Here is a 12,503-nt window from a genome sequence, read left to right as displayed (position 1 = left end):
CTTCAACAGGAAAAGTAAGCAACCTTTAACTCACTAATTACTCAACTGATGTTACGACTTCGTACCCTCTGTTTGGTTGGCTGGGTGGGTTTTGTGCATTCGGGTATGTCAAATGCGCAAATACAACCAGCAGAGAAGCAAGCACTTCTGGCAGGAATTGAAAAGAACAGTGGTAAGGCTCAACGGACGGCCGCGCCAACAGCTACAGGCAATACCGGTCTTCGGGCAGAACGCCCGGTGAACGGTGTTGTCAAGGATGAAAATGGTCAGGGACTACCTGGTGTTAACGTCGTGATTAAAAACACGGGCCGCGGCACCACAACCGATCCAAACGGTGCCTTTCAGCTTAACGTACCGGATGACGCAGCCACGCTGGTATTCAGTTCAGTAGGTTACCTGAATCAGGAAATAGCCATCGGAACAAAATCCACGGTGGAAGTATCAATGCAGGTCGACGCCCGACAACTGTCGGAGGTTGTTGTAGTTGGGTATGGCACCCAGCGCAAACGCGATCTGACCGGCTCGGTGGTCTCCATCAAAGGCGAAGAAACCACCAAAGTACCGGTAACGACCGTCGTTGAATCGTTGCAGGGTAAAATCCCCGGCGCAGACATTACGCGTGCCAACGGGTATGCGGGACAAGGGGCGTCTATCCGCATCCGCGGGAACCGGTCCATTGCCAACCCGGGCAGTTCCAACAACGTACTCTACATTGTAGACGGCGTGCAGGGAGTAAACGCGTCTGACATTAACCCAAATGATATTCAGTCGATTGACATTCTGAAAGATGCCTCGTCAACGGCTATTTACGGGTCACGCGGGGCGAACGGGGTCGTCATTATCACGACTAAACGCGGCACGTCAGGTAAACCGAAACTGACCCTGAACTCCTATGCGGGGGTTTCGGAAGTTGCCGGTTACGGGGAGTTTATGAACGGACCGGAGTACATTGCTTTCCGCCGCGAAGCCTATCGGGCCACCGGTACATGGAGCAGCCAGGCAGATGATTCTAAAATATTTAACGCCAATCAGTTACAGGCGATTCAGAACAACCGGTTTACAAACTGGCCGGATCAGTTGTTGCATAACGGCTTTCAGCAGGATCATACCCTGGGCATTACGGGTGGAACCGATAAAACAAAAATCTACTTCTCCGGTGGTTATTTTCAGGAAAAAGGCCTGATGAAACTCGATGAGTATAAGCGTTACTCGGCCCGCCTGAACGTCGATCAGACCATTAATAATTGGGTAACGGTTGGTATGCAAACCCAGCTCGCCTACATCGACAACGATATCCGCCGTGACCCTTTCAACACGGCGTCAAACATTTCACCGTTAGGAACGCCTTACGATGAGAACGGCAATTTTATCGTGTTCCCGTTAGGTGGTACGGTCATTAACCCGCTGGCCGATGAGCAGCCCAACGCCTACAAACGCAATACGAAAACTAACCGCGGAACCTTATCGACATACCTTGAACTGAAACCATTCGAAGGCTTCACCATCCGGTCAACGCTGGGTGCTATTTTTTCCACTTCGGAGGCGGGCAGCTTTTATGGCCGTAACACAATTGATGGTCGCGGAGCGAATGCCCAGGCCTCGATTACCAACAACCAGAGCCGGAACCTGAGCTGGGAAAACGTGCTTACGTATAAACGTACCGTTCGGGATCATTCATTTACGGTTACGGGCGTAACAAGCTATCTGTCATTTACCAATACATCAAGTTATGCGGGGGGCAACAACCAGCTGATTCCGGCGCAGTATTTTTACAACCTGACCGCGGCCAACCAGAATCCGTTCTATGGCAGCGGGTTTAGCAGCAACCGCCTCATATCCTTTACCGGCCGTGTTAATTACAATTTTAAAGACCGGTATCTGCTGACTGTCACCGGCCGCAGCGACGGATCTTCGAAACTGGGCGAAGGCCATAAGTGGGCATTTTTCCCGTCGGCAGGGCTTGGCTGGCGCATTGTGGAAGAGAAATTCATGCAGAACCAGAACCTGTTTACCGACCTCAAACTACGGGCCAGCTACGGAATTTCAGGGAACGACGTGATTAATCCCTATGCCACCCAAAACTCTCTGGCTACCGTCTCCTTTTCGTACAACGATGCCAATGCGGCTAATGCGTATCTGATCAATCAGACAATCGGCAATCAGAACCTGCAATGGGAGCTGACCCGTACGGCCGACATCGGGCTGGACGTAGGCATCCTGCAAAACCGGATTACGGCCAACCTTGATTACTACGATGCCCGCACCAACGACCTGATCTTCCCCTATACTCTCCCGCTTCTGACGGGTGTTACCACCGTTAACCGGAACATCGGGGTAACGCGCAACCAGGGTCTGGAACTGGCAATTCAGTCGCAGAACGTCAGCCGGAAGGATTTCACATGGTCGACGAACCTGACGTTTGCCCGCAACCGCGAGCGCATTGTGTCGCTGCCGAACGGCAATGTGATTGCGGACGACTACCGTAATTCACTGATTCAGGGACAGCCTTCGCAGATTTATTACGATTACCGCAAGCTGGGTATCTGGCAATTAGGCGAAGAATCGGCGGCAGCAAAATACAACGCGATTCCCGGCGACATTAAGATTGCAGACCTCAATAACGACGGTATTATCAACAGCCTCGACCGGACGATCATTGGTTCCCGCGTGCCGAAATGGACCGGTGGCTTATCGAATGATCTCCGCTATAAAGGCTTTGATCTCAACGTGTTGGTGATTGCCCGTGTCGGACAGTGGATCAGCTCCGACTACTACGCCAAGTATAACCGGAACGGCAATAACAACGGCGCCCGCATCGATTACTGGACACCGGAGAACCCGACGAATGAGTACCCGCGTCCGAACGCCACCCGCGCCTCTACCTATGTGACAACGTTGACAGAGCGGGAAGCATCCTATGCCAAAATCCGGAACATTACCCTTGGGTATACCATTCCGAAGGCGATTACCGGTAAGGCCAAAATTGACAACCTGCGCATTTATGTATCGGGTAAAAACCTGCAATCGTTCAGCAACATTAAGGATTTTGATCCTGAAGGTGAAGGCGTTATCGATCGTCCGCTGAACCGTTTGTATGTATTCGGGCTAAACCTGGCATTCTAACAGTAACCGCAAATCGTATGAAATCGTACATAAAATTTATAACGGCACTTGCTCTGGGCACCTCCCTGCTGGCTTGTGAGGATGCCTTACGCGAATACAATCCGGCCGGGTCTACGGCCGAGAGTCTGTTTATCACCCCGGAGGGGGTCGAAGCCGGCGTAAACGGCATCTATACCTACAACCGGTATTTCTACGGAAAGGAAGAAGGGCAGGCGTTACTGGAAATGGGCACCGACATCTGGACCAATGCCGCCAATAACGGCAATACAGGCTCCAACGGGGTTTTTCCGCAACCTTCGCTAACGACTTACCAGAGCTTAGCATCTGATAATGTCTGGGTAAAAAACCGGATGTGGCAGCAATGCTATGCAGCCATCAACCTGGCCAATACGGTGTTGAAATATATGCCCGAAGCAGGCTTGCCGGCATCACGGCAAAAAGAGCTGGAAGGGGAAGCCCGTTTCCTACGTGCCTGGTATTACTACCATCTGGTGGAAAGTTTCGGAGCCATTCCGCTCCGGCTAACCCCGACCGAAGGTATTGAAACAACCGCCTCCCGCGTTGCACCGGATCAGGTATACGAACAGATTCTGAGCGACTTACAGTTTGCCGTCACGGCTATTCCGCTGACCACTACGGACTATGGCCGCATCACACGACCGGCCGCCGAAGCATTTCTGGCCAAAATTTACCTGACACGCGGTAAAAATCAGGAAGCGGGGAATTTTGCCAAAAAGGTAATTACCGGGTATTCGTATAAACTGCTGGCGAACTATGCCGATCTGTGGCGAATGACCAATCAGCAGAATACGGAAGTACTCTGGTCGGTAAATTATTCCTCAAATCTGGCCTTCAACGCAGGCAGTAACATAAACCATACGTTATACCTGATGGAATATAACACCCAGCCAGGCATGAAACGCGATGTGGCGAATGGCTTCCCGAATGTTCGCTATATGCCAACTTTGTTTCTGCTGAACCTGTTTAATGAGCAGAACGATGCACGGTATTTCGCCTCGTTTAAAGGGGCCTGGTTTGCCAACGAAACAGATGCGTCCAAGCGGCCGGCGGGTATCAATATTGGGGATACGGCCATTTACACCACGAAATATCCGGTCTCTGCGGCTTTCCGGCAATCAAAAAAATACCGGATTTACGACCAGAACGACATGTATAAAGCCGATGGAACACCCAATGACCGGTTCCATTATGTGTCGCTCCGGAAATTTGAAGACGCCACCCGGGCCACGGATGCCACGACTGAAAGTTCGCGCGATGCCTACCTGATCCGGTTGGCTGACATTTATCTCGTTGCTGCCGAAGCACAACTGAATCTGGGCCGGAAGGATTCGGCAGCGTATTACCTCAACCAGGTCAGAACGCGGGCGGCGGTAGCCGGCCGGCAGACCAGCATGCAGGTCGCAGCCGCTGATGTGACGATTGACTTTATTCTGGACGAACGTGCCCGCGAACTGGCTGGTGAGCAGTACCGCTGGCTTGATCTGAAGCGGACCAACAAACTGCTGGAACGGGTCCGGAAATATAACCCGGATGCCGGTAAGTATATTCAGGACTTTCACCTGCTGCGGCCTATTCCGCAAAGTGAAATTGATGCCGTAACCAGCAAAGGGACGTTTACGCAGAATCCGGGGTATTGATTGATCTGCTACGTGAGCTTACCTTTCTGGAAGTTTAGAACCGCAGCCGCGGACGGTCGCCAGGCGGCCCTGTTCCTGGAAGGTAAGCTCACGTAGCAATAATGAGTTCAATCTCATGATCATGGAATACCTGCTTGTGTTTGTCTTCGATACCGGCATCGGTGATAATGTAATTAATGAGCGAGAGCGCACCCAGGCTGGCAAACGCCGATTTACCCATTTTTGTAGAATCGGCGACTAGGTAGGTAGTGTCGGCGGCGTCGATCATCGCCTTCTTTACCACTAAATCGCTGATACTCGGGTAGGTAAGCCCTGACTTCAAGGAAATACCGGCCGTTGCCAGAAAGAGCTTCTGAACGTTCAGGCCCTTGAAAAAGTCGGCCGCTTTCTGCCCGGTGAGCGATAAGGTCGGTGGCTTGAATTCGCCGCCGGTAACGATCAGCTCGATGCCGGGTTCGGCACCCAGCATAACGGCAATATTCAGGGCATTGGTAATGACCGTCAGATTTTTGAAGCCGCGCAGCTTTTTAGCAATCTCGGTCGTCGTTGACCCGGAGTCCAGAATAATGGTATCGCCCTCTTCAATGAACTCCATGCACTTATTGGCGATCACTTCCTTTTTATCAATATTATCCTGATTACCAAGCGAAAATGAACGCAGCTGATCTTCTACATTTTTGAGATAAGCCCCGCCGTGTTCTTTGATGACCAGGCCGTCTTTTTCCAGTTTATCCAGATCCTGACGAATCGTTACTTCGGTAACTTTAAAAATGCGCGCAAGGTCAATCACCTTCGCCGATCCGTCTTCCTTTAACAGCTCAAGTATTTTATCCCGTCGTTGATTGGGGAGCATAGGTATTATTTCGTTTGCTGAAAAAGTCAAAAGTAACGAAAAGTATCTGAACCCGACAATCCCGATACTGTAAGTATCTGCAACCTGTACAAAGCCCGGACCGAATTATTTTAAACAGATCACGTTCAGATTGATATTCTTATTCCCGCCCATTTCCAAATTGGCCTATTCCAGGATAATCAAAAGCAATCAATCAAGATTCATAATCTTTTGTAGGATAATACCAACAATATACTTTATCCAAAAACCCAAAAAGACAATAAAAAGAAAACAAAACAAAAATTTCGAAACAATTCTACAGGAGAGTACAGGAGACTTAACGGCAAAGGCAAGCCTACATTTAAGGAATTATTTTAGTATTTTTTATTGATTTAATTGCCCTTAAACACAAAAATGCCAGTATATGAATCATATTTATCTACTCAAGCGTCGGTGGTTGGTACATACCGCTTTTCTATTCCTTTCGATTTTATGCGTAAATAGTTTTGGCCAAAACCGGTCGTTTCAGGTAACCGGAAAAGTTTCGGACGAATCCGGTAAAGCCCTACCCGGTGTATCGGTGGTTGTAAAGTCGGCATCAACCGGTACCATCACGAATCAGGACGGTAAGTATACCCTTTCCGTTAACGAAAATGCCACGCTGGTTTTCAGTTCAATCAGCTACGAAACGCAGGAGGTTGCCGTAAATAACCGGACAGCAATTGACCTGGCAATGACTCCGTCTAACAAAACTCTGAATGAGGTGGTGGTTGTCGGGTATGGTACGCAAAGCAAACGCGCCATAACGGGAGCAGTCGCTTCAGTAGCGTTTAATGAGTTTAAAGACCGTTCGTTCAGCAACATTACGCAGTCATTGGCAGGCAAAGTAGCCGGTGTAAATATTACCCAGTCGCAGGGTGCGCCCGGCGCTTCGCCGATTATCCGGATTCGGGGGATCAGTTCGATTACGGCCGGTACTAACCCATTGTTTGTAGTAGACGGCGTACCCCTCGAAAACTTCAACCTCAACCTGATCAACCCACAGGATATTGAGTCGGTAGACATTCTGAAAGATGCATCGTCGGCCGCCATTTATGGTTCACGCGGTGCCAACGGCGTTGTACTGGTTACAACCAAACTCGGGAAAGCCGGTCGCTCGACGGTTAGCGCCGGGGTAGAATATGGTGTGCAGGAAGTTACGCGTAAGGTTCCGATGATGAATGCACAGCAGTGGATCAACTACTACATTGATGCCCACAATAACGCCTGGGTCGATCTGAATCCAACCGTTAATAAGGCATCTGACCCGAACAGTGCCCGCCCGTCGACCTACCGTATTCCTGACGACTTTGTTACGAATCCGCAACAATTCGGTACCGGTACGGACTGGCAGGATGTAATGTTCCGTGTAGCGCCATCGAAAAATGCGCAGCTATCCGTTTCGGGCGGCAACGAAAAAACGCAGTTCCTGTTTTCGGGAGCATACCTCGACCAGCAGGCCGTTCTCGATCAGAACTATTACAAACGCCTTGCCCTCCGGACCAATATCAAACACGCTGTGACCTCAAAATTAAGCGTCGGACTGAATCTGGGCGCAACAACCGTGTTTGACCGGACGGAAGGCACACAGGGTAAAAGTGATGTCATCAGCCTGGCCATTCAAAGTGATCCGATTTTTCCGGTATATAATGAAAACGGAAATCTCGGCTACAGGGATCCGAACTCGGTCTGGAGCAAATACATTGCCTATAATGACCTGAACCTGTGGCATCCTTATTCATTAACACGGTTCATCCACAAGCAAAATAAATCCTTTAATACACTGGCAACCGGCTACGCGGAGTACTTCATTACCGATGACCTGAAATTCAGAACCAGTATCAGCGGTAACCTCTATAACACGCGGCTAAACTCGTATCGGGTCAAAAACCAAGGCTATGGGTATTCAGGCTTGTTACCTGCTGAAGGAAATGTGCAGTCATCGTATATGCTGAACTGGCTGTCGGAAAACACGCTGACCTACGACAAGCGGTTCGGCGATCACTCCGTCAATGTTCTGGCAGGGTATTCGGTGCAGAAGCAGCGTGATGAGTTTGCAACCGTTACCTCCGGCAGCTTCCCGAACGACCTGGTGGAAACACTGAATGCCGGAGTAGTTACCAGTGGGTCCAGTACCGCCACCGAATGGTCGATGATTTCGTACCTGGCCCGTGGTCAATACAACTATCAGAACAAATATTTCCTCTCGGCCGCCATTCGCCGTGATGGCAGTTCCCGTTTCGGTACCAATACCCGCTGGGGTTATTTCCCGTCGGTATCTGCGGGCTGGTTATTGTCGGATGAGGCTTTCCTGAAAAACATCAAGGCAATCAACAGCCTGAAAGTACGGGCGAGCTACGGGGTAGCCGGAAATAACCAGATTCCGAACTACGGAGCCATCAGTCTGTTGAATGCCTCAAACTATGCCTCGGGCTCCAGTCTGGCCTCGGGTTTGCAGATTGCCAACATCGCCAATACCAACCTGCGCTGGGAACGCACCAATCAGTTCAATATCGGTGTTGATCTGCGGCTCCTGAGCGACCGCATCAGTCTGACCGCTGAGTACTATAATTCGGTCACCCGCGATATGTTGCTGAATGTACCGATTCCTGACATTTCCGGTTTCTCTACCCAGCTGACTAACATCGGCCGGATGCGCAACCGTGGTATTGAACTGAATCTGAGCACCAAAAACACCACCGGCAAACTGATCTGGACAACTGATTTCAATTTCAGCCGCAACCGTAATACGGTATTGCAGCTCGGCCCGACCAATGCACCGATTGTCTATACTGACTTCGTGGTAGCGGTGAAAACCGAAGTGGGTCAGCCGATTTCGAACTTCTACGGCTATGTGGTCGATGGGGTATTTAAGAATCAGGCGGCGGTCGATGCCTATCCGCATTACAGCACTACCAAGCCAGGTGACCCGATTATCCGCGATGTTAACGGCGATGGCAAAATCACCGTCGACGACCGGACAACGATCGGTAACTACCAGCCAAATTTCATTGCCGGGCTGACCAACTCGTTTGCCTATAAAGGATTTGACTTCTCGTTTTTTCTGCAGGGCTCCTACGGCGGCGAGATTGTTAACCAGAATTTCCGTTACCTCGGCTTCTGGAACAATGGCCGTAACATGTTTGCCAGTGTCGACAACCGCTGGCGGTCAGAAGCAAATCCGGGCGATGGTAAACATTTCCGGGCAACGCTGGGTCTGACCGGCCTGCAGGATCAGTTTCATAGTCTGTGGGTAGAAGACGCGTCCTTTACCCGGCTGAAAAATATCCGCATTTCCTACACCCTGCCTTCAAAACTGTTAGCGAAAACGCCGTTCAAAGTGGCCCGCGTCTATGTCAATGCAGAGAACGTCTTTCTGTGGAGTTCGTATACCAACTACGATCCGGAAAACACCACCTACGGTGCCAGCAACTATGCCGGCGGCGGCAACGGCCTGAACGCGTCGGGGAATGCGCCGAACGGCGCTTTTATCGGCGTCGATTACGGCTCCTACCCGCTCCCGCGCGTGATTACGACCGGTATCAAAGTTGACCTTTAATTTCTGCTACAACATGAAAACGTTCAAATACATTTTAACTTTTTGTCTGGTCGGGGTACTGGCCAGCAGTTGCAAAGAGTCGTTTCTGGAGCTAAAACCCCTGTCAAACCCGACTGCCGACAATTTTAAAACAAAAGACGATTTTGAGCTGGCGGTAAACGCGGCCTATGCGTCGCTCTATGCCGTATATAACCCCGAAGGCGCCGTTTCGTATGCGAATGAGCAGATGAGCGATAACGCCATCATGTTTAACATCTCCGGTATTCAGGCCGATAAATGGCAGTTCAAGGATTACAGCCTTGCCACAGCCAATACGATGATTTATCAATTCTGGCAGGACTTCTACAAGGCTATTTTCAACGCCAACATCGTGCTTAACAAAATCGAAGGCGCCAGTCTAGACGCTGCTTATAAGGACGGCGTAAAAGCACAGATGATGTTCCTGCGGGGGCTATACTACTACAACATGGTCCAGCTCTGGGGCGATGTACCGCTCGTGACGACCCCGCTTACCGGTGAAGAAAGCTATGCCGTGCTCCGGTCACCGCAGGCGGCAGTGTATGATCAGATCAAAAAGGATCTTTTATTTGCGGCCGAAAAGCTGCCGCTGGCATCGGCAATCACCATTCCGGGACGTGCCTCGAAAGGAGCAGCGCAGACACTGCTTGGTAAAGTATACCTGACTTTGGGCGACAAAACCGCGGCGGCTAACGTGCTGAAGGAAGTGTATAACAGTAACCAATACAGCTTACTGGCGAACTACAGCGACCTCTGGGGACCGGGTGTGAAAAACACGAAAGAGTCTGTTTTCGAAATTCAGTTTCTGGGGGGTAACGCTTCTGCCCCCTATAGCCGCTACTACCAAAGTTTCTACCCGAATAACAACTTCCTCGGTTTTTACGGGGGCGGAATGAATCAGGTAACCGACGACTTATGGAACGAATACGAGACCGGCGACCCGCGCCGTGACCTGTCGATTGCCCCCGGCTACAATAATGCCGGTACGTTTATCGCCCAGAAATACCCGGTTAAATGGACCGATACCAAAGCCACACAGGTGGGCGGAAACCCGCTGTCGAATAACAATTTCATGGTCCTTCGGTATGCCGATGTCCTGTTGATGCTGTCGGAAGCAACCGGCGATGCCACCTACCTGAATCTGGTACGGACACGGGCCAAACTGCCTAAGTTCGGTGATGCGGCCTACCCCTCTTCCAAATATACCACGCTGGAGCTGGCCATTGAACATGAACGCCGCGTTGAACTGGCCATCGAGTTCCAACGCTGGTATGATCTGAAGCGTACGAACCGCGCCGTTACCGTCCTAACGGCAAAAGGAAAGGCCATAAATCAGAATAAACTGCTCTGGCCGATTCCACAGATTGTGCGTACGCAAAACAGCGCGATCACCCAGAACGCGGGCTATTAATAATGGAGTGATTTATGAATGAGTGATTGAGTGGCTGGCTCTTTCACTCATTCTCTGCTTAGCTGTCAACACGAAAACGTTCATTTTTCCATGCGGTATAATGCGTTAACCGATGAGTTGCTGCTCGTCGAGCTCCGGAACAACGATGAACAGGCGTTCCGGGAAATCTATCAGCGTTACTGGAAAAAACTCTATTACCTTGCCTGCCGGAAGCTTGAATCGGTAGCGGTGGTAGAGGAACTGGTACAGGATGTATTTCTGAACCTCTGGGAACGCCGCGCAACCGCCAGAATCAATCACTTGGAAGCCTACCTGACAACTGCTATCCGCTACTCGGTAATTAACCACATCAAAACACTGATGGTCCATGATAAATTTCTGGACCATTCCCTGCGCTATTCCTCTGCGTCAGTCAATGCGACGGATGAACAGGTTGACCTGGATGACCTCATCATTCGTATGGAGGTTGCGCTCAACGAACTTCCCGAAAAAACACGGCAGGTTTTCCGGCTGAACCGGATCGAATACAAATCGGTAAAGGAAGTGTCCAGCCAGCTAAATCTGCCACAACGTACGGTTGAGTATCATCTGCACCTCGCTATCCGCTCGCTGAAAGTTTTGCTCCGTGAGTTTCTGGTTATATGTCTGACTCAAAAGTTATATAATTTTTTCAATAATAATTAGTGATCGCATATCTTTCTATATAATCTTTTTAAGAATTAATAAAAATTATTGCGGTTTGATCCCTGTCTTTTTGGCTTAGGAAGTATAACTCCACAAATGGCCGATGAGTCGGGAACGTTTTAGCCGTCTACTACAGAAATACCTGAACGGAGAATGTACTCCGGAAGAAAAATCATTTGTCGAACATTGGTTCGCCATGCTGGATATTGAGCGGGACAAAGCCGCCCTGGAAGCTAATCCGCAGGCGATAGAAGACCGCATCTGGGCAGAGATTGACCAACGGCGCGCCCTCCGCGATGCCAATCAACCCGCCACCCTGCGGCCACTATACACAAGGCAGGTTCGCTGGCTGGTGGCGGCCGCTTCACTGCTGCTGATCAGTGGGTGGCTTATTTACCGCTTTCAGCCCGCTGAAAAAGTTGCCGGCCCGCTTTCCGGCATAAACACCACAGTCGGCAGCGGCTGGTCAGCCTATACCAATACCGGTAAACAAACCCGCCATGTGGTTCTGGAAGAGGGTACTGTGGTTGATCTGGCCCCCAATAGTTCAATCCGCATACCAACACATTTTGCGGCAGACCGGCGCACAGTAATCCTGACCGGCGATGCCTTCTTCTCCGTCAAACGCATGCCGGACAGACCTTTCCTGGTTCATACCGGTACGGTCATCACCAAAGTTCTCGGCACCAGCTTTTTTATCCGTTCATCGGGACCGGATAAGCAGGTCCGGGTCGATGTTGTGACGGGCAAAGTCGCCGTTTACCGGCAAACCAGAAAAGCGCAGCAAGCTGACGGCGTTATTCTGACCCCGAATCAGCGCGTAACCTTCTACGAACAGGAAGCGCATTTTGTTACCGGCCTGGTCGATGCGCCAAAGCTGATCAGTATACCCAAAGAAGAAAAAACCTCCGTTTCATTTCACTATTACGATACCCCGCTTTCCGACGTAATCCACCAGCTTGAGCAGGCCTATGGCATTGCTATCGAGGTTGAAACCGATGCGCTTAACGAGTGTCAGTTAACGGCAAATCTGGCCGGTCAACCCATGTATACCCAGCTTGATCTGATCTGCGCCGCCCTGCACATGACGTATGAGGTACGCGGAACCACCATCCTTTTCAGCGGAAAGGGATGCGCGAATTAATCTGTTGTCATTTACCAATCTATACTAAACGCTTA

The 12,503-nt window shown here is 50.4% G+C and carries 7 protein-coding genes; 6 read left to right on the top strand and 1 reads right to left on the bottom strand.

Going from position 1 to position 12,503, the window contains the following annotated elements; translation table 11 throughout:
* The first annotated feature begins 48 nt into the window (after positions 1–48).
* Together AC23NW_RS16160 and AC23NW_RS16155 are read left to right on the top strand one after the other, a co-directional pair.
* The gene (locus AC23NW_RS16160; RefSeq protein WP_487450671.1) at positions 49–3,123 is read left to right on the top strand and encodes a SusC/RagA family TonB-linked outer membrane protein; all 3,075 of its coding nucleotides are present in this window, start codon (positions 49–51) and stop codon (positions 3,121–3,123) included.
* A gap of 17 nt (positions 3,124–3,140) precedes the next feature.
* Positions 3,141–4,781 (top strand): RagB/SusD family nutrient uptake outer membrane protein, encoded by a 1,641-nt coding sequence (locus AC23NW_RS16155; RefSeq protein ID WP_487450670.1) that lies wholly within the window; start codon positions 3,141–3,143, stop codon positions 4,779–4,781.
* Between the two features lie 88 nt (positions 4,782–4,869).
* On the opposite strand, the gene AC23NW_RS16150 is transcribed toward AC23NW_RS16155, so the two are convergent.
* On the bottom strand, positions 4,870–5,634 hold the full coding sequence (locus AC23NW_RS16150; RefSeq protein ID WP_487450669.1) for a DeoR/GlpR family DNA-binding transcription regulator: 765 nt from the start codon (positions 5,632–5,634) through the stop codon (positions 4,870–4,872).
* A gap of 403 nt (positions 5,635–6,037) precedes the next feature.
* Between AC23NW_RS16150 and AC23NW_RS16145 the strand changes: the two genes are divergently transcribed.
* From AC23NW_RS16145 to AC23NW_RS16130, 4 genes are all read left to right on the top strand, one after another.
* The gene (locus AC23NW_RS16145; RefSeq protein ID WP_487450668.1) at positions 6,038–9,211 is read left to right on the top strand and encodes a SusC/RagA family TonB-linked outer membrane protein; all 3,174 of its coding nucleotides are present in this window, start codon (positions 6,038–6,040) and stop codon (positions 9,209–9,211) included.
* Between the two features lie 13 nt (positions 9,212–9,224).
* The gene (locus AC23NW_RS16140) at positions 9,225–10,640 is read left to right on the top strand and encodes a RagB/SusD family nutrient uptake outer membrane protein (protein ID WP_487450667.1); all 1,416 of its coding nucleotides are present in this window, start codon (positions 9,225–9,227) and stop codon (positions 10,638–10,640) included.
* A gap of 90 nt (positions 10,641–10,730) precedes the next feature.
* Positions 10,731–11,324, top strand: coding sequence for an RNA polymerase sigma factor (locus AC23NW_RS16135; RefSeq protein ID WP_487450666.1), 594 nt, complete (start codon positions 10,731–10,733; stop codon positions 11,322–11,324).
* A gap of 103 nt (positions 11,325–11,427) precedes the next feature.
* Positions 11,428–12,468 (top strand): FecR family protein, encoded by a 1,041-nt coding sequence (locus AC23NW_RS16130; protein WP_487450665.1) that lies wholly within the window; start codon positions 11,428–11,430, stop codon positions 12,466–12,468.
* Positions 12,469–12,503 lie beyond the last annotated feature (35 nt).

The organism is Arsenicibacter sp. R0_47 (assembly GCF_057652235.1).
Note: the sequence above shows the minus strand (reverse complement) of the source record. Positions and strands in the feature narration are given on the sequence as shown.

What these genes read in the sequence shown, in the direction of transcription:
- AC23NW_RS16145 (WP_487450668.1), top strand. Translation starts at nt 6,038, where the DNA reads ATGAATCATATTTATCTACTCAAGCGTCGGTGGTTGGTACATACCGCT.
- AC23NW_RS16150 (WP_487450669.1), bottom strand. Translation starts at nt 5,634, where the DNA reads ATGCTCCCCAATCAACGACGGGATAAAATACTTGAGCTGTTAAAGGAA.
- AC23NW_RS16135 (WP_487450666.1), top strand. Translation starts at nt 10,731, where the DNA reads ATGCGGTATAATGCGTTAACCGATGAGTTGCTGCTCGTCGAGCTCCGG.
- AC23NW_RS16130 (WP_487450665.1), top strand. Translation starts at nt 11,428, where the DNA reads ATGAGTCGGGAACGTTTTAGCCGTCTACTACAGAAATACCTGAACGGA.
- AC23NW_RS16155 (WP_487450670.1), top strand. Translation starts at nt 3,141, where the DNA reads ATGAAATCGTACATAAAATTTATAACGGCACTTGCTCTGGGCACCTCC.
- AC23NW_RS16160 (WP_487450671.1), top strand. Translation starts at nt 49, where the DNA reads ATGTTACGACTTCGTACCCTCTGTTTGGTTGGCTGGGTGGGTTTTGTG.
- AC23NW_RS16140 (WP_487450667.1), top strand. Translation starts at nt 9,225, where the DNA reads ATGAAAACGTTCAAATACATTTTAACTTTTTGTCTGGTCGGGGTACTG.